13 protein-coding genes and 1 pseudogene are annotated in these 18,050 nt (G+C 69.8%); 6 read left to right on the top strand and 8 right to left on the bottom strand.

All coding sequences use genetic code 11. The features are described 5' to 3' along the window. The first annotated feature begins 57 nt into the window (after positions 1–57). Positions 58–2,511 (top strand): DNA gyrase/topoisomerase IV subunit A, encoded by a 2,454-nt coding sequence (locus tag ACWCPM_RS06500; RefSeq protein WP_450974999.1) that lies wholly within the window; start codon positions 58–60, stop codon positions 2,509–2,511. Here ACWCPM_RS06500 and ACWCPM_RS06505 read toward each other — a convergent pair. Further along, positions 2,508–3,635: a CobW family GTP-binding protein gene (locus ACWCPM_RS06505; protein ID WP_450975090.1), complete on the bottom strand. Its 1,128-nt coding sequence runs from the start codon at positions 3,633–3,635 to the stop codon at positions 2,508–2,510. The genes ACWCPM_RS06500 and ACWCPM_RS06505 overlap by 4 nt on opposite strands. Positions 3,636–3,962: 327 nt before the next feature. On the opposite strand from ACWCPM_RS06505, the gene ACWCPM_RS06510 reads away from it, so the two are divergent. After that, a complete protein-coding gene (locus ACWCPM_RS06510) occupies positions 3,963–4,514 on the top strand; it encodes a DUF6082 family protein (protein WP_450975000.1) in 552 nt (183 codons plus the stop codon). 97 nt (positions 4,515–4,611) lie between these two features. Next, a complete protein-coding gene (locus tag ACWCPM_RS06515; protein ID WP_450975001.1) occupies positions 4,612–4,848 on the top strand; it encodes a hypothetical protein in 237 nt (78 codons plus the stop codon). A gap of 170 nt (positions 4,849–5,018) precedes the next feature. Here ACWCPM_RS06515 and ACWCPM_RS06520 read toward each other — a convergent pair whose 3' ends face one another. Further along, positions 5,019–6,185 (bottom strand): citrate synthase/methylcitrate synthase, encoded by a 1,167-nt coding sequence (locus ACWCPM_RS06520; protein ID WP_450975002.1) that lies wholly within the window; start codon positions 6,183–6,185, stop codon positions 5,019–5,021. A 110-nt stretch (positions 6,186–6,295) separates the two neighbouring features. On the opposite strand from ACWCPM_RS06520, the gene ACWCPM_RS06525 reads away from it, so the two are divergent. Then, a complete protein-coding gene (locus tag ACWCPM_RS06525) occupies positions 6,296–7,552 on the top strand; it encodes a citrate synthase family protein (protein WP_450975003.1) in 1,257 nt (418 codons plus the stop codon). Positions 7,553–7,606: 54 nt separating this feature from the next. Then, complete coding sequence (locus ACWCPM_RS06530; protein WP_450975004.1) at positions 7,607–8,566, top strand: sucrase ferredoxin; 960 nt, start codon at positions 7,607–7,609, stop codon at positions 8,564–8,566. A 61-nt stretch (positions 8,567–8,627) separates the two neighbouring features. On the opposite strand, the gene ACWCPM_RS06535 is transcribed toward ACWCPM_RS06530, so the two are convergent. From ACWCPM_RS06535 to ACWCPM_RS06545, 3 genes are all read right to left on the bottom strand, one after another. After that, a complete protein-coding gene (locus ACWCPM_RS06535) occupies positions 8,628–10,220 on the bottom strand; it encodes a solute symporter family protein (RefSeq protein WP_450975005.1) in 1,593 nt (530 codons plus the stop codon). Beyond that, the gene (locus tag ACWCPM_RS06540; protein ID WP_450975006.1) at positions 10,217–10,675 is read right to left on the bottom strand and encodes a DUF485 domain-containing protein; all 459 of its coding nucleotides are present in this window, start codon (positions 10,673–10,675) and stop codon (positions 10,217–10,219) included. The genes ACWCPM_RS06535 and ACWCPM_RS06540 overlap by 4 nt, the downstream gene beginning before the upstream one ends. Positions 10,676–10,773: 98 nt before the next feature. Further along, the gene (locus ACWCPM_RS06545; protein WP_450975007.1) at positions 10,774–12,897 is read right to left on the bottom strand and encodes a DNA gyrase/topoisomerase IV subunit B; all 2,124 of its coding nucleotides are present in this window, start codon (positions 12,895–12,897) and stop codon (positions 10,774–10,776) included. Between the two features lie 443 nt (positions 12,898–13,340). Between ACWCPM_RS06545 and ACWCPM_RS06550 the strand changes: the two genes are divergently transcribed. After that, positions 13,341–13,574, top strand: a complete 234-nt coding sequence (locus ACWCPM_RS06550; RefSeq protein WP_450975008.1) for a DUF7455 domain-containing protein — start codon at positions 13,341–13,343, stop codon at positions 13,572–13,574. A gap of 322 nt (positions 13,575–13,896) precedes the next feature. Here ACWCPM_RS06550 and ACWCPM_RS06555 read toward each other — a convergent pair. The 3 genes and pseudogenes from ACWCPM_RS06555 to ACWCPM_RS06565 form a co-directional block, all read right to left on the bottom strand. Then, a pseudogene (locus tag ACWCPM_RS06555) lies at positions 13,897–14,739 on the bottom strand (S1 family peptidase); the annotation flags it as partial. Between the two features lie 132 nt (positions 14,740–14,871). After that, the gene (locus ACWCPM_RS06560) at positions 14,872–16,413 is read right to left on the bottom strand and encodes an RNA polymerase sigma factor (RefSeq protein ID WP_450975009.1); all 1,542 of its coding nucleotides are present in this window, start codon (positions 16,411–16,413) and stop codon (positions 14,872–14,874) included. Between the two features lie 713 nt (positions 16,414–17,126). Continuing rightward, positions 17,127–18,014, bottom strand: a complete 888-nt coding sequence (locus tag ACWCPM_RS06565; protein WP_450975010.1) for a FadR/GntR family transcriptional regulator — start codon at positions 18,012–18,014, stop codon at positions 17,127–17,129. Between the last annotated feature and the right edge of the window lie 36 nt (positions 18,015–18,050).

An 18,050-nucleotide genomic window follows, 5' to 3' on the forward strand; every position in this document is an offset into this window, starting at 1 on the left:
GCAGGGACCTGAGCGTCCCATGGGCGAACGACCAGAAAACAGGAGGAGCCGGCAGCGATGGCCCGCCGCAGCACGAAGACCCCGCCGCCCGACGACTCGTACGAGGAGCGGATCCTCGACATCGACGTCGTGGACGAAATGCAGGGCTCCTTCCTCGAGTACGCGTACTCGGTCATCTACTCCCGGGCCCTGCCGGACGCCCGTGACGGTCTCAAGCCTGTGCACCGCCGCATCGTCTACCAGATGAACGAGATGGGCGTCCGCCCCGACCGCGGGTACGTGAAGTGCGCCCGCGTCGTCGGCGAGGTCATGGGCAAGCTGCATCCGCACGGCGACGCGTCGATCTACGACGCCCTGGTGCGCATGGCCCAGCCGTTCTCCATGCGGGTGCCGCTGGTGGACGGCCACGGCAACTTCGGCTCGCTGGGCAACGACGACCCGCCCGCCGCCATGCGGTACACCGAGTGCCGGATGGCCGAGGCCACGAGCCTGATGACGGAGTCGATCGACGAGGACACGGTCGACTTCGCTCCCAACTACGACGGCCAGGAGCAGGAGCCCGCGGCCCTGCCCGCCGCGTTCCCGAACCTGCTGGTCAACGGCGCTTCCGGAATCGCCGTCGGCATGGCCACGAACATGCCGCCGCACAACCTGCGCGAGGTCGTCGCGGCCGCCCGCCACCTGATCAGGCATCCGAGCGCCGACCTCGACGCCCTGATGCGGCACGTCCCGGGCCCCGACCTGCCCACCGGCGGCCGGATCGTCGGCCTCACCGGGATCCGCGACGCCTACGAGACGGGCCGCGGCACGTTCAAGATCCGCGCGACGGTCTCCGTGGAGGACGTGACGGCACGCCGCAAGGGCCTGGTCGTCACGGAGCTGCCCTTCACGGTCGGCCCGGAGAAGGTGATCGCGAAGATCAAGGACCTGGTCGGCTCGAAGAAGCTCCAGGGCATCGCCGACGTCAAGGACCTCACCGACCGCCAGCACGGGCTGCGCCTGGTCATCGAGATCAAGAACGGCTTCGTGCCGGAGGCGGTCCTGGAGCAGCTCTACAAGCTGACGCCGATGGAGGAGTCCTTCGGCATCAACAACGTGGCGCTGGTCGACGGCCAGCCCCTCACGCTGGGCCTGAAGGAACTCCTGGAGGTCTACCTCGACCACCGCTTCGAGGTCGTGCGCCGCCGCTCGGAGTTCCGCCGCGGCAAGCGGCGCGACCGGCTGCACCTGGTCGAGGGCCTGCTGACGGCGCTGGTGGACATCGACGAGGTGATCCGCCTCATCCGCTCCAGCGACAACTCCGCGCAGGCCAAGGAGCGTCTGATCGAGCGCTTCGGGCTGAGCGACATCCAGACGCAGTACATCCTGGACACGCCGCTGCGCCGCCTGACCAAGTACGACCGCATCGAGCTGGACGCCGAGAAGGAGCGGCTCACCGCGGAGATCGAGGAACTGACCCAAATCCTGGAGTCGGACACCGAGCTGCGCAAGCTGGTCTCCACCGAACTGGCCGCCGTGTCGAAGAAGTTCGGCACCGACCGGCGTACGGTGCTGCTGGACTCGACCGCCACACCGGTGGCGGCCGTTCCGCTCCAGGTGGCCGACGACCCCTGCCGGATCCTGCTGTCCTCGACGGGACTGCTGGCACGCACGGCGAACGCGGAGCCGTTCCCGGAGGACGCCTCCGCCAAGCGCGCCAAGCACGACGTGATCATGTCGGCGGTGCCGGCCACGGCCCGCGGCGAGGTGGGCGCGGTGACCTCGGCGGGCCGGCTGCTGCGGATCAATGTCGTCGACCTCCCGCAGCTCCCGGAGGCGACGGCACCGAACGTGTCCGGCGGGGCGCCGCTGACCGAGTTCGTCTCCCTGGAGGGCGACGAGACGGTGGTCTGCCTGACCACGCTCGACGAGTCCTCGCCCGGGCTCGCCCTCGGCACGGAGCAGGGCATCGTCAAGCGCGTCGTTCCCGACTACCCGGCCAACAAGGAGGAGCTGGAGGTCATCACCCTCAAGGAGGGCGACCGGATCGTCGGCGCGGTGGAGCTGCGCACCGGCGAGGAGGACCTGGTCTTCGTCACGGACGATGCCCAACTCCTGCGCTACCAGGCCTCGCAGGTGCGTCCGCAGGGCCGTCCGGCGGGCGGTATGGCGGGCATCAAGCTCACCGAGGGCGCCAAAGTCATCTCCTTCACGGCGGTGGACCCGGCGGTGGACGCGGTCGTCTTCACGGTCGCCGGCTCGCGCGGCACACTCGACGACTCCGTGCATACGACGGCCAAGCTGACGCCGTTCGACCAGTACCCGCGCAAGGGCCGGGCGACCGGTGGCGTGCGCTGCCAGCGGTTCCTGAAGGGCGAGGACTGCCTGTCCTTCGCCTGGGCGGGCGCCACGCCTGCCCTCGCCGCACAGAAGAACGGCTCGCCCACCGAGCTGCCCGAGATGGACCCGCGCCGCGACGGCTCGGGCATCTCCCTGGCGAAGCCCGTCGGGGCGGTGGCGGGGCCGGTCTAGGCCGAGGGCTCCTCGGGATCCGTCGCGTACGGATCCCGAGCGTCCGCGTCCGGTACGTCCGGATCCTGGACGTCCGGATCATGCGCGTCCGCCACGAAGCGCAGGACGCCCCACATGCCGTGCTCATCGGCGTGCGGGGCGTCGCTCCCGCACGCCGCGAGTTCCTCGTCGAGGGCGGAGGCGTCGATGCCGGAGCCGATGAGGACGAGTTGGGTGAGGCGCTCGGCGTCGGCAGCCCACGGCTCCGGGTAGAAACGCAGGAACCGCCCGACGGCGTGCACGGCGTACCGGTTGCGCGCGTCGTGCGGGCCGAAGTCGACGTACCCCTTGATGCGGTAGAGCCCTTCGGGCCGACTGTCGAGGAACACCATCAACCGGCGCGGGTCGAACGGCACCTCGGAGACGAAGGAGAGGCTGTCGTAGGCGCTGTGCAGATGCCCGGCGTGCTCGTGCTCGTGCTCAGCGCCCGCACCGTGATGATCGTGCAGATCGTCGAAGGACAACTGCCCGACGCGCTCGCCCGAGGGCCGGCAGTCGAAGAGGAACTCGGGGTCGACACGGCCGTACGTCGCCGGTACGACGGCGGCGCGGTCGGCCAGGGACCGGACCAGCGCGAGGACGCGCTCGGGATCCGGCGCGCGGTCGGTCTTGTTGACGACGACGAGGTCGGCGAGCGCGAGGTGCCGGTCGATCGCGGGGTGCTTCGCGCGTGTGTCGTCGAACTCGGCGGCGTCGACGACCTCGACGAGCCCGCCGTAGACGATGCCCGGATGCTCGCTGGCCAGCAGCATCCGCACCAGTTCCTGGGGCTCGGCGAGTCCGCTCGCCTCGATGACGATCACGTCGATCCCGGCGCCGGGGTGGGCCAGCCGTTCGAGGTAGACGTCCAGCTCACCGGCGTCGACGGCACAGCACAGGCAGCCGTTGCCGAGGGAGACGGTGGAATCCCCCAGCGCGCCCGCCACCGCCATGGCGTCGATCTCGATGGATCCGAAGTCGTTGACGAGGGCACCGATGCGGCTGCCGCCGCTGCGGTGCAGGAGGTGGTTGAGCAGTGTCGTCTTGCCGGAACCCAGGAATCCGGCGAGTACGACGACCGGGATCTGCCGGGAACTCGGGCTCAGGCCCACCGTGCGACCTCACTCACGCCTACGCGCACACCGGTTCACACCCCGGCGCACCTTACGGAACATGTATGCCGGGCCAGGATACGAGCACGCAGAATCTCCGCGTAGTGAACGATTGTTAGCAGTGCGAGCGGGGCAGACGTTGGGCATGGCGCCGGTTTGTGCGACCCTCGCTTCCTTCCGTGCGCCTCCTCTCCGCCTCCCCGCCGATCAGAGCCGCTCGGCACCCTGGGAGACGGCAAGCGCCGCCCACCGCTCGCCGGTCCCCATCCGTCGACCCGCACCCCGACGACCGGCGGGCGGCCGCCTGAATCGGGGGTTGACATGGCCACACGGAAAAACACCGCGGGGAGGCTCGGCTCGGCCGCAGCCGGACTGCTGCTCGCAAGCGCCACAGTGACGCTGATCGTGCACCACCGGCGCCTTGAGGAGGCCCGCCTGCAGGTGAAGCGACAGGAACTCGAAGAGCTGGCCTCCCGGCGTGCGGCTGTGGCGCATCAGCAGCGCATGCACTGGGAACTGCTGGCCAAGGCGATAGACGACCCCTCGCTGGCCGCGGTGATCGACACCTACGACAAGCGTATTCCCGCAGAGAAGCGACGCCAGTTCTTCTACGCCAACGCCTGGTACGTCAACCTTTACCACCTCTACGAAGCGGGGATCCTGGACCAGGAAGAGCTGTTCGGACGACTGCGCGAGATCTTCCAGAGCTCCGTACTGCGGGAGTACTGGGAAGCCTCCAAGGGCCAGCGCGCGACACTGAAGGAGTCGTCCACCGAGGCGAGGATCGGACGCATGGTCGACGGTCTCATCAGGGACCTCGACGAGGCCGACACGGAAGAGTGGTGGGTGGTCGGCAACCCGCCGTCAACCTGACGACCTCGGCGCGTTTCCCGGCACATACCGGCAACCACACCTGTCACAATGCAGCGCGATAGTGTGCCCAAAAAACTTCTGTAAGGAGCGGTAGCCCTTGAAGATCGTGCGCCGCATCGGTGTGCCTCCGAGTGCCCGTGGCAGTACTTCCGGTGCCAACTGCCCCGACCTCTTCGAGCTGAGCGACGGCAATTTCGCTGTCATCGGCACGGAGGCCACGGAGACGCTGGAGCGTGAACTGCCTGCAGACGCCTCCCGCGCCGACTACGAACGCATCGTCATTGTGAGCCGGGAGACCTTGATCCGCGCCAAAGCAGACATCCCCGACTCCTGACATACCGGCACGAGCAGGCGTCCGCCCCAGGCTCGTCCCGCCCCCGCCCGGCCGCCCGCAACCGTTGGACGAGCCGGAGCCAGTCTGGCGAGCAGCCCGGCATCCCGGTCCCTGCTCGGTACCCACCGATGAGGCCTGGCGTCAGAACGGCACCAGGCCACAGACGTTTCTCAGGCCGCCCGCGGCACCCTCACCGGTGCCCCAGGCCCCACATACCGCGCCGCGGGGCGGATGATCTTCGAGTCCTGGGACTGTTCCAGGATGTTCGCACTCCACCCGACCGTGCGCGCCGCGGCGAAGGTCGGGGTGAACATCTCGCGGGGCAGACCGCAGAGTTCCATGACCACACCCGCGTAGAACTCGACATTGGTGTGCAGTTCGCGGCCGGGCTTGAGTTCGGCGAGGATCGCCTCCACCCGTCGCTCCACCTCCACCGCGAAGTCGACCAGCGGCCCGCCGAACTGCTGGGCGATGCCGCGCAGCATGCGCGAACGCGGGTCCTCCGTGCGGTAGACGGGGTGCCCGAAGCCCATGATCCGGTCTCCGGCGAGGATCCGCTCCCGGATCCAGGGGTCGATACGGTCCACGGTGCCGATGGCGTCCAGGGTGTCCAGTGCCCGGCTCGGGGCACCTCCGTGCAGCGGACCCGACAGCGCGCCGACCGCCCCCACCAGGCACGCGCCCACATCCGCACCGGTCGACGCGATCACCCGCGCCGTGAAGGTTGATGCATTGAATCCGTGATCAATGGTTGAGATGAGGTAGCGCTCGACCGCACGGGCCCGCCGCGGATCCGGTTCCTCGCCCGTCAACATGTACAGGTAGTTCGCGGCGTACGAGAGGTCCTCGCGCGGCGGCACCGGCGCCAGCCCCCTGCCGAGCCGATACAGCGCGGTGAGCACGGTGGGTACGGCCGCGGTCGCCACCAGCGTGTCCTGACGCCGCCGGTCCGCGTCGATGTCGTACAGCGGGCGGAAGCCCTCCGCGGCGCCCAGCAGGGACAGTGCGGTGCGCAGACCGGCGAGCGGGCCGGAGCGTCCGCCGGCCGCCGCGACGACGGGCAGTGCCGCCGACACCTCTTCGGGCAGCTTTCGCAGCGCCGCGGTCTCGGCGGCGAAGGCCGCCGCGCTCGGACCGCTCGGCAGTTCGCCATGGACCAGGAGATGCCAGACGTCCTCGAACGAGCGAGTCTGGGCCAGGTCGACGGCCGAGTACTGCCGGTAATGGTAGAAGCCCTCAAGGCCCCGTACGTCACCGATCTCGGTGTCGGTCACGACGACGCCCGCGAGTCCTCGCGGCACCTCGACGGAAGGGGATGCGGACCTATTGACGGACATGTTTCCTCCCTGGACTTGATGTGACTGTCCATGCTTGACTCAATCTCTGTCAATATTGATTGAATCAATGAATGAGTCGATGTCCCGACCGGACCGCTACGGTGACCCCCATGCGCGATCAAGAACCCGGACCCGTCCCGCCGGGCCGGCGGCTGAGCACCAAGGAGGCCGCCGAGGTGCTCGGCGTGAAGCCGGAGACCGTGTACGCCTATGTGAGCCGACGCCAGCTGAGCAGCCACCGCACGCCCGGCGGCCGGGGCAGCATGTTCGACGCCGAGGAGGTCGCGGCGCTCGCGCGGCGCAACAGACGTGAGGGCGCGGCGAGTTCGTCCGCCGGCACCGACATGGCCGTCCGCACGCGCATCACGCTGATCGAAGAGGACCGGTACTACTTCCGGGGTGTCGACGCCACCGAGCTCGCCGCGCGCCACAGCTACGAGGAGATCGCCGAGTGGCTGTGGACGGGGAGAATGCGCCCGGGGATCACCTTCGCCGCGCCGTCGGCCTCCGTCGCCGTCGCCCGGCACGCGGTCGACTCGCTGCCCGAGCACAACGGCCCCACCGACCGTCTGCGCGTGGCCCTGGCCGCCGCCGCCTGCGCGGACCCGCTGCGTTTCGACCTGTCCCAGGAAGCGGTCCTCGGCACCGCGCGCGTGCTCATCCCCACGCTCGTCGCCGCCCTGCCCCCGTGCCGCCCCACGCGTCGCGACGAGGGCTCCCTGGCCCGGCGCCTGTGGCGGCGGCTCAGCCCGCGTGACCCTGACGAGGCCTCGCTGCGCGCGCTGGACATGGCGCTCGGCCTCCTCGTCGACCACGATCTCGCCGCCTCGACGCTCGCGGTGCGCGTCGCCGCGTCGGCCCGGGCACACGCCTACGCGGCCGTGTCGGCCGGGCTCGGCGTGATCGAGGGCCCCCTGCACGGCGCGGCCAGTGGCCTCGCGCACCGGATGCTGGTCGAGGTCCTGGACCAGGGTGACCCGGCACCCGTCGTCGCCGAGGAGCTGCGCGCGGGTCGGCGGATCCCGGGCCTCGGCCACCGGCTGTACCCGGGTGAGGACCCGCGCGCGCGGGCACTGTTCGCCGTCCTGGAGGAGATGCCGGACGCCGAGCCCGCGCTGGCCGCGGCCCGCGACGTCATGGCCGTCGCCGCCCGGCACACCCCGCTGCACGCCAACGTCGACCTGGCCCTCGCGGTGCTCACGGTGGCCGGCGGGATGCTCCCCACCGCGGGCGAGACGATCTTCGCGTTGGGCCGCACCGCGGGCTGGATCGCACACGCGCTGGAGGAGTACGGCGAGCGTCCCCTGCGGATGCGCCCCAGCGGCCACTACGTCGGGGCGCGACCGCCGCAGCCCCTGCCGGAGTAGCGCGCGTGCCCGTCCGGAAGTCACCATGGACAAAGTCAGGTTAGGCTCACCTGTGTGAGTAGGTGTGCAACCGTCTCGCGGGACCTCGACGAGCCCGTTCCCGGAACCGCCGCGACCGCCAGGACCTGGCTCCTGGTGGAACAGCCGGGTCCGTGGGGCGCGAAGGCACTCACGTCGAGCCACCTGGATCCCGCGCTGGGCCGCGCCCTGGAAGCGGCCGTGAAGGACACGGGCGTGCGCGTCGCGCTCATCCGCCGCCCCGGACGCCATGCGGACGTCGGCACACCCGCCGTTCGCCATGTGTACGCGGCGCACACCATGCCGGGCAACGCGTGGCTGCACGCCGCCGAGATCGACGACCCGGCCCGGCTGCTCGACCTCGACTTCACCGCCCTCGGCATGGGCGACCATCACACCTTCGACTCCGGACTGGGGGGCCGCCCCCACACCGGTGCCCCGCTCGCCCTTGTCTGCACCAACGGCAAACGCGACCGCTGCTGCGCCCTTCTGGGCCGCCCGCTGGCGAACGAGCTCGCCGCGTCCGGGATGAGCGGCACCTGGGAGGTCACCCATCTGGGCGGTCATCGCTTCTCGCCGACGGTGCTCGTGCTGCCCCACGGCTACGCGTACGGCCGGGTGGAGGCCCACACCGTCAAGGACGTTCTGCACGCCGTCCAGGAGGGCCGCGTGGTCCCGGACGGGTGCCGCGGCCGCTCGGCCTGGGAGCGGCCCGGTCAGGCGGCGGAGCTGGCCGTGCGCACATCGGCCGGGGAGTACGCGGCGGACGCGCTGAGCGTCGTGAGGACCGAGAACGCGGCACGGGTGGACGGGGCGGCGGCCCGCTGGGAGGTGGACGTCGCCCATGCGGACGGACGCCACTGGCGGGTGATCGTGGCCCAGGGCACGTCGTTGCCCGCGCGCGAGGAGAGCTGCGGCGCTTCGATGCTGGGCGCGCCGGCGCGGATGGACGTGGTGTCGGTCCAGGAACTCAGACCGACAGCCCTCGCGAGCTGACGCCGTACGGCGATCGCGGCGCCACGGAGGTCGTGCCCCTCACGCCGAGGCACCGACCGCGTCAGGCGGCTCCCGCCCCCGTCAGCGCCCGCACCTGCGTCTCCGCGTGCTTGGCGGCGTCCGGGGTCTCCGTGGACGTGACCGTGCCGAGCCAGCCCGCGAGGAAGCCCAGGGGGATCGAGACGAGTCCGGGGTTCTGCAGCGGGAAGTACTGGAAGTCGACGCCGGGGAAGAGCGATTCGGGGCTGCCCGACACGACCGGCGAGAGCGCCACGAGGGCCACGGCCGGGATCAGCCCGCCGTAGACGGACCACACGGCGCCGCGCGTGGTGAAGCGCCGCCAGAAGAGCGAGTAGAGCAGCACGGGCAGATTGGCCGACGCGGCGACGGCGAAGGCGAGGCCCACCAGGAAGGCGACGTTGAGGTCCCTCGCGAGCAGGCCGAGGGCGATGGCGACGACACCGATGCCGACCGCGGCGGTGCGTGCCACGGCGACCTCGCTGCGCGGCGCGGACTTCCGGCGCCGCAAGGACGCGTACAGGTCGTGCGCGACGGAGGCCGAGGAGGCCAGGGTGATGCCGGCGACCACCGCCAGGATGGTGGCGAAGGCGATGGCGGCGACGATCGCGAAGAGAACCGTTCCCCCCGTGGAGCCCGCTCCGCCGCCCAGGTCCAGGGCCAGCAGCGGGACTGCCGTGTTCCCGGCGGCGTTCGACGCGCGTACCGCGCCCGGCCCGACGATGGCCGCCGCGCCGAAGCCGAGGACGATCGTCATCAGGTAGAAGCTGCCGATGAGACCGATCGCCCACACCACCGAACGCCGGGCCGCGCGCGCGGTGGGCACGGTGTAGAAGCGGGACAGGATGTGCGGCAGCCCGGCCGTGCCCAGCACCAGGGCGAGCCCGAGGCTGATGAAGTCGAACCGGGCCGTCCAGTCACCGCCGTACTTGAGTCCGGGCGCGAGGAACGCATCCCCCTGGCCGCTGCGTGCGGCGGCGGCTCGCAGCAACTGGTCGAAGTCGCCGTGGAAGCGCGCCAGGACGAGCACGGTCAGGGCGATCGCGCCGCCCATCAGCAGGACCGCCTTCACGATCTGGATCCACGTGGTGGCGCGCATCCCTCCGAGCGACACGTAGATCACCATCAGCGCGCCGACGCCGACGACCGTCCATGACCGCGCCGCCTCACTGGTCCCGCCCAGCAGCAGCGCGACCAGGCTGCCCGCGCCGACCATCTGCGCGACCAGATACATGACGGACACGGTGACCGAGGAGGTTCCCGCCGCGATCCGCACCGGCCGCTCCCGCATCCGCGCGGCCACCACATCGGCGAGCGTGAACCTGCCGCAGTTGCGCACCAGTTCGGCGACCAGCAGCAACACGACGAGCCAGGCCACCAAGAACCCCACCGAGTACAGCATCCCGTCGTACCCGAACAGCGCGATGAGGCCGGAGATGCCCAGGAAGGAGGCTGCGGACATGTAGTCGCCCGCGATGGCAAATCCATTCTCCATCGGCGAGAAGAGCCGCCCGCCGACATAGAACTCCTCCGCCGAACCCTGCCGGTTGCGGCTCACCCAGGTCGTGATGCCGAGGGTGACGGCGATGAACGCGCTGAACAGCAGCAGTCCCAGCGTCTGATGATCGCCCGTCACAGGGCACCGCCACGGACGCCGCGCGTCAGTTCCTGGGTGTCCCAGCGCAGTTCGAGCGCGGCACGGTCCCGGCGCAGCCGTGCGTGCCGCGCGTAGGCCCAGGTCAGAAGGAAGGTGGTGAGGAACTGTCCGAGCCCTGCCAGCAGGGCCACGTTGACCGCGCCGACCACGGGCCGCGCCATCAACTCCGGCGCGGTGGTGGCGGCGACGACGTACGCCACGTACCAGAGGAAGAAGCCGGTCACCGCGGGGACCACGAACCTGAGGTACCGGCTGCGCACCTCCTGGAAGGCCGCGCTGCGCTGCACTTCGAGGTAGACGTCGCCGGCGTCCGGCTCCTTGCCGCGCGCGGGTGCCACGGGCGGGGTGGGGCCGGCCTGATCGCCCCAGCCGGAGGCCAGGGAGTCGTACCAGGGGTCGTCGAACTGCAGGGGGCGACCGTCACTTGAGGGCATGCCCAAGCATGGACAGAGCGGGAAGATCCCTGACTATTCTTCTTCCCGCTCTTCACCCCATCAGGTGACCCGGAGCCACTGGTGGCCCCCACTCTGCGCTATGCGTCGATGCGCGACCGGTCCAGCGTCGCCGCCGAGTTGGAGATGAACTCCTTGCGCGGTGCGACGTCGTTGCCCATCAGGAGGTCGAAGACCTGCTCCGCGGCCTCCAGGTCGGCGAGGTTGATGCGGCGCAGGGTGCGGTGGCGCGGGTCCATGGTGGTCTCGGCCAGCTGGTCGGCGTCCATCTCTCCGAGACCCTTGTAGCGCTGGATCGAGTCCTTGTAGCGGACGCCCTTGCTCTGGAACTCCATGAGTTTGTCGCGCAGCTCACGGTCCGAGTACGTGTAGACGTACTTGTCCTGGCCCTTCTTGGGCTGGACGATCTCGATCCGGTGCAGCGGCGGCACCGCGGCGAACACCCGGCCGGCCTCGACCATCGGACGCATGTAGCGCTGGAAGAGCGTCAGGAGCAGGCAGCGGATGTGGGAGCCGTCCACATCGGCGTCGGTCATCATGATGATCTTGCCGTAGCGGGCCGCGTCGAGGTCGAAGGTCCGGCCGGAGCCCGCCCCTATGACCTGGATGATCGCGCCGCACTCGGCGTTCTTGAGCATGTCCGTGACGGACGACTTCTGGACGTTGAGGATCTTGCCGCGGATAGGCAGCAGCGCCTGGAACTCGGAGTTGCGGGCGAGCTTGGCGGTGCCGAGCGCGGAGTCGCCCTCGACGATGAACAGTTCGCTGCGGTCGACGTCGTCGCTGCGGCAGTCGGCGAGCTTGGCCGGCAGCGACGAGGTCTCCAGGGCCGTCTTCCGGCGCTGCGCGTCCTTGTGCTGGCGGGCCGCGATACGCGTGCGTGCGGCGGCGACCGCCTTCTCCATGACGACCCGGGCCTGCGCGGCGGCGTCCCGCTTCGTGGACGTCAGGAACGCCTTGAGTTCCTTGGAGATCACCGTGCTCACGATGCGACGGGCCGCCGAGGTGCCGAGGACCTCCTTGGTCTGGCCCTCGAACTGCGGCTCGGCCAGACGGACGGTCACGACCGCCGTCAGGCCCTCCAGGGCGTCGTCCTTGACGACGTCGTCCTCGGCGACCCGCAGCATCTTCTTGGCGCGCAGCACCTCGTTGAGCGTGCTGGTCACGGCCTGCTCGAAGCCCGCGACGTGAGTACCGCCCTTGGGGGTCGCGATGATGTTCACGAACGACTTGAGGGTCGTGTCGTACCCCGTTCCCCAGCGCATGGCGACGTCGACGTCGAGTTCGCGGGTGACCTGGGTCGGGGTCATCTGGCCGTGCTCGTCCAGGACGGGGACGGTCTCCCTGAAGGTGCCCTGGCCGGACAGCCGCAGGACGTCGCAGACCGGCTTGTCCGTCGCCAGGAACTCGCAGAACTCGCTGATGCCGCCGTCGAAGCGGAACGACTCCTCGCCCTTGCTGCCGCCCTCGCCGAGGCCGTACTCGTCACGGACGACGATGGTCAGGCCGGGGACGAGGAACGCGGTCTGGCGGGCGCGCTGGTGCAGATGCTCCAGGGAGAGCTTGGCGTCCTTGAGGAAGATCTGGCGGTCGGCCCAGTAACGCACGCGCGTGCCGGTGCGGGTCTTGGGGATCTTCCTGGCCGTGCGCAGTCCGCTGCCGGATTCGAACTTCGCGTCGGGACCCACCGTGGCGAAGGCACCCGGCACACCGCGGCGGAAGCTGATCGCGTGGGTGTGGCCGCTCCGGTCGACCTCGACGTCCAGCCGGGCGGAGAGGGCGTTCACCACGGAGGCGCCCACGCCGTGCAGACCGCCGGAGGCGGCGTAGGAGCCGCCACCGAACTTGCCGCCGGCGTGCAGCTTGGTCATCACGACCTCGACACCGGACAGGCCGGTCTTGGGCTCGACGTCGACCGGGATGCCGCGGCCGTTGTCGCGCACCTCCACCGAGCCGTCGTCGTGCAGGATCACGTCGATGTGGTCGCAGTAGCCGCCCAGGGCCTCGTCCACGGAGTTGTCGATGATCTCCCACAGGCAGTGCATCAGGCCACGGCTGTCCGTCGACCCGATGTACATGCCAGGGCGCTTGCGGACGGCCTCGAGTCCCTCCAGGACGAGCAGGTGCCGCGCGGTGTAGTTGGAACCGTCCCGGTCTGCTCCTGCCAGCAGCGCTGTGGACGGCACGGACGTTTCGGCGGTCACGCGGTTCGCTCCTCGCTGAATTTCATGTGGGGCCCATTGGGGTAAGGGCGCGGCTCCGGTAGCCGATCAGAGGGTACCGAGGCCTGGTAGAGCCGATGTAACGCCACCCTCGTCCAGAACTCAGACTAGTCCACGATCGCATACGTGTTCGATCCCTCGTTCGAGTGAAGCACATATCACGTTCCCTTCGAGGCATGAACCATTTAGGCTCCGGGCACGTCCTCCTGAACAACCGGCAAGCCGGCCGGGGAGGGCACCGACACCGACAGACTGCGCGAACCCGTAAGACACAGCGACACGTAATACGGCACATTCGCCGCCAACCGGCAGCAGACAGCCACCTCGAAGATTTTTTTCGAGGAAACGCCACGAGCGGGAACGTTTTCGGGCTGGTTGGATGTTGACCCTGGTACGACAGCTCGTCGAGCTAGAGAAGAGGCGACGTGACTACTGTTCTGACCCCCGCGAGCCCGCTGACCGCGGCTGATCGCTGCGACCGTTGCGGCGCCCAGGCATACCTGCGCGTCGTGCTGCTCAGCGGCGGAGAGCTGCTCTTCTGCGCGCACCATGGCCGCAAGTTCGAGCCGGAACTCAAGAAGATCGCCGCTGAGATACAGGACGAGACGGAGCGGCTCACGGCGGCTGCTCCCGCGACCGCTTCCGATGATGAGCGCTGACGCCTAGCGTCCACGACGAGCTCCGGTACAGACCGGTGAACGGGCGGCCGCCCTGTCAGGCGGCCGCCCGTCCTCGTCCACTCACTCTCAGCGGCCCTGTAGGAACACCTGGCCAGGGCTCCCCGACGGGAGTCCCGCTCAGGCTCCGTCAGAAAAGCCGTACGGGATTACCGGGCATGTTCCCGGGACCCTCCTTCGGCACATGGCTTTTTTTGTGCGCTTCCTTGGGCGCACTGTTTTCCATGCGCGGACGGCTTTCCTTGGGCGTACGGCCTTCCTTGGGCGTAAGGCGCTCGGGGGCCTGTGCGGGGCGCTCCGGCGCCTGCGCCTGTGCGGGGCGGTCCCAGCCCAGTTTCTTGAGGATGTCCGACACCCGCGTGTAGACACCCGGGCTGCCCGGTCGTCCACAGCCGCTGCCCCATGACACCAGGCCGATCAGCCGCCCCTCGGCGACCAGTGGTCCTCCGCTGTCCCCCTGGCAGGCGTCCCGGCCTCCCACCCGCTGACCCGCGCACACCATGGCGTCCGCGCGGTAGGTGCCGTCGTCGCTGCCCGGATACGCCCTCTCGCAGAGCGCGTCAGGCAGTACGCGCACGCGCGCGGCCCGCAGGCCGGAGGGGTAGTTTCCGGCTCCGGTGATATCGCCCCAGCCGTAGACCGTGGCGTTCGTCTCGGCCGCGTACGCGGAATCGCCCGCCGCGGCCATGGGGATGACCGCCTTCTCCGGAAGTTCCTCGGCGAGTGTGAGTACCGCGAAGTCGCCGGCGTTGCTGATGTGGTCGTACGCGGGATTCACCCATGTCTCACGGACCGGGATCTCCTGCCCCTCGGCCGTGCGCAGATCCGTACGGCCCGCGATGACCTTGAGGTCGCGTACCTTGCCTGGCGGCTTGCCCAGAACGTCCTCCCCCAGGCAGTGCGCCGCGGTGAGAACGGTGGTCCGGCCCACCGCGACCGCACCGCAGAACTGACCCGAGCGCGTACCTCCGAACCGGTCACGACTGGACAGTGCGACCGTGTAGGGACTGTCGGCGGCGTCGACCGGAAACCCGCCGACGACTATGCCGTCCGAGGCGGCCGGAACGGCGGTGGCCAGGGGTATCGCGGTCGCCGCGGCCGCCAGGACCAGCGGCCGGGCCAGGGCCCGGGCATGGGGACGACGCATCTCTGCTCCTCACTCTGGGGGGTTCGTGAGACACCCAGAGTGATTCAGGCCGCGACTCCTCGCACCCGCTCGGCCCAGCACGAAGGCCCGGCACCCCTTCGGGTGGCCGGGCCTTCGTCCGGTACGGACGACCTAGTCCAGGTAGTCGCGCAGCACCTGCGAACGCGACGGGTGGCGCAGCTTCGACATGGTCTTGGACTCGATCTGGCGGATGCGCTCGCGTGTGACGCCGTACACCTTGCCGATCTCGTCGAGGGTCTTCGGCTGCCCGTCGGTGAGACCGAAGCGCATCGAGACGACGCCGGCCTCGCGCTCGGACAGGGTGTCGAGGACGGAGTGCAGCTGCTCCTGCAGAAGCGTGAAGCTGACCGCGTCGGCCGGGACGACAGCCTCGGAGTCCTCGATGAGGTCACCGAACTCGCTGTCGCCGTCCTCGCCGAGCGGGGTGTGCAGCGAGATCGGCTCGCGGCCGTACTTCTGGACCTCGATGACCTTCTCGGGGGTCATGTCGAGTTCCTTGGCCAGCTCCTCCGGGGTGGGCTCACGGCCCAGGTCCTGGAGCATCTGACGCTGCACGCGCGCGAGCTTGTTGATGACCTCGACCATGTGCACCGGGATACGGATGGTGCGGGCCTGGTCGGCCATCGCGCGGGTGATCGCCTGACGGATCCACCAGGTGGCGTACGTGGAGAACTTGTAGCCCTTGGTGTAGTCGAACTTCTCGACCGCGCGGATCAGACCGAGGTTGCCCTCCTGGATCAGGTCCAGGAAGAGCATGCCGCGGCCGGTGTAACGCTTGGCCAGGGAGACCACCAGACGGAGGTTGGCCTCCAGCAGGTGGTTCTTGGCGCGGCGGCCGTCCTCGGCGATGATCTCCAGCTCGCGCTTGAGCTTCGGCGCCAGCTTGTCGGAGTTGGCGAGCTTGTCCTCGGCGAAGAGACCCGCCTCGATACGCTTGGCCAGCTCCACTTCCTGCTCTGCGTTGAGCAGGGGGACCTTGCCGATCTGCTTCAGGTAGTCCTTGACCGGGTCGGCCGTGGCGCCGGCGGCGGCGACCTGCTGAGCGGGCGCGTCGTCCTCGTCCTCGTCGGACAGCACGAACCCGGCGCTCTCGGTACCCTCGGGCTCCTCGGTGGCTCCCTTGGGCTCTTCCAGCGCCTCCTCTTCGAGGAGCTCGACGTCGTCCTTCTTGGCGTCGGACTTCTTGGGCGCGGCCGTCTTCTTCGCCGCGACGGTCTTCTTCGCGGTCGCCTTCTTGACGGCGGTCTTCTTGGCGGCGGCCTTCTTCGTGGACGCGGCTTCCTCGGCCGGATCGTCGACGGCGGGCGCGGCCGGTGCGGCCGTGGTGGCGGAGGTCTTACGGGTCGCCACCGTCTTCGCCGCGACCGTCTTGGTCGCGGTGCGCTTGGCCGGACTCTTCGCTGCGACGCTCTTGCGGGTGCGCTTGGGTTCCGCGGCACTGACCATCAGCGTCACACCCTCTTCCTCGAGGATCTGGTTGAGGCTGCGCAGTACGTTCTTCCACTGAGTGGCCGGGATCTGGTCAGCTTCGAAGGCCCGACGCACGTCGTCGCCGGCGATCTGCCCCTCAGCCTTTCCCCGCTCGATGAGCGCCATGACAGAGACGGACTCGGCGATCTCCGGCGGGAGCGTACGGGATGTGCTGGCCGACACGAACAACCTCTCGGAACGTTGGAAAACGACTTCCGGCTCCGTCCACGGCGGACAGGAGCCGACCGCCGGCTTGGGGATGGGCCGACGGCGCGGGCGGGGGCCGGGAGGAATCACAACGCCTTGCACGGCGCGCGTGTTCCCTTCTCGGCTGTCACCTCTTAGGTCATCGCGCTGTTTCGACGAGTGTTACGCCCAATCTGCGTGGCCCGAGTCACACCCCGTAAGCGCTCAAAAACGGTCAGATAATGACATAGGGGGTCACCTGAGGCTTAGATTCGGTCCGCTTAGATCGTCCCACGGTCCACCGTCAGTCACTCGTCCGTCTGTCGTCAGTCCGGTCGCCGGGAGTCGTCGGTCCGGTCGCCGGGAGTCGTCGGCCCGGTCGCGACCCGCACACGGTCCGCCCGTCTCTCGCGCTCGGTCCGCTCGCCTGTCCCTCGTGGACCGCTCGCCTGTCGCGCCCGGGCAGTCCGTGGGTCGCGACGGGCCGCCCGTTTGTGCGCACGCCGGGTACCGGGCACGCCGTCCCGGCTGCCGTTCCGCCTGCCCGCCTGTCCGCCCGCCGCCGCGCCGCCGGACCCCGCAGATCGAGATGGCACCTGCGGGGCCCGAGGGGATCGCTCGGCCGACCGAGCACTACCGGGAAGGCCGAGCGGCGCCGGGGAGGAGAACACCTCGGACACCTACCGGCCGCGGCACACCGCGGTCCGCCGTCAGTGCTCGCGTGGCGCCGGCACCACGCGCTCCACCTCGGGATGGACGGTCAAGAGTTGCCGCATGGCCGCCTCGGCCGCCCCGCCGTCGCCTGCGGCGAGTGCGTCGGCGATCCGGGCGTGGTGCGCCAGGGACGTCTCGTTCGGCCGGTCGCAACCCGTGACCGGGCCACCGGAGACCTGGAGCGCGGCGGAGACGATGCCGGACAGGTGCTCCAGCATGCGGTTGCCCGCGAGCTGGATCAGCAGCGAGTGGAACTCGGCGTCGGCACGGGAGAAGGTGATCGCGTCACCCTGCCCCATGGCGTGACCCATGATCTCGACCATGTCGGACAGCCGCTGCTGGACGTCCTCCCGGCCGTGTCCGGCGGCCAGGCGGGCAGCCAGCGGTTCGATGGTCCAGCGCAGCTCGCTCAGTTCGCGACGCTGGTCGTCACGCTGCGGACCGAAGGCCCGCCATTCGATGATGTCCGGGTCGAGCAGGTTCCAGTCGCTGACGGGACGCACGCGCGTGCCGACGTTCGGGCGGGCGCTGACCAGGCCCTTGGCCTCCAGCACGCGGAGCGACTCGCGGACGACGGTGCGGGACACCTCGAAACGCTGGCCGATCTCCTCAGGCACCAGAGGGCGGTCGGCCCCCAGATCGCCGGAGACGATCATCTGTCCCAGCTGCTGCACGAGTTGGCCGTGCAGTCCGCGGCCACGGCTGCCCGCGGCGCGGCGGCCCACACGGCCGAGCTCCGGGTCCGCGCCCTCCCAGACGGGGGCGCTCACGCGATCGGGGCCATGGGCCTCGGCATACGGGTAGCGGTCGAGTTCGCCCGGGCCGACGAGACCGGAGTCGGTGGAGCGGGCGGAGGTCATCATGGTGTGCGCAAGGGTACTCACGGATCCTTTGTCGGCGCTGTCTCCAACTCCCTTGAG

It is taken from the genome of Streptomyces sp. NPDC002309 (assembly GCF_053593375.1).

Excerpts from the sequence above, each read along its gene's own strand:
- ACWCPM_RS06500 (WP_450974999.1), top strand. The coding sequence starts at position 58 with ATGGCCCGCCGCAGCACGAAGACCCCGCCGCCCGACGACTCGTACGAG.
- ACWCPM_RS06510 (WP_450975000.1), top strand. The coding sequence starts at position 3,963 with ATGGCCACACGGAAAAACACCGCGGGGAGGCTCGGCTCGGCCGCAGCC.
- ACWCPM_RS06520 (WP_450975002.1), bottom strand. The coding sequence starts at position 6,185 with ATGTCCGTCAATAGGTCCGCATCCCCTTCCGTCGAGGTGCCGCGAGGA.
- ACWCPM_RS06525 (WP_450975003.1), top strand. The coding sequence starts at position 6,296 with ATGCGCGATCAAGAACCCGGACCCGTCCCGCCGGGCCGGCGGCTGAGC.
- ACWCPM_RS06540 (WP_450975006.1), bottom strand. The coding sequence starts at position 10,675 with ATGCCCTCAAGTGACGGTCGCCCCCTGCAGTTCGACGACCCCTGGTAC.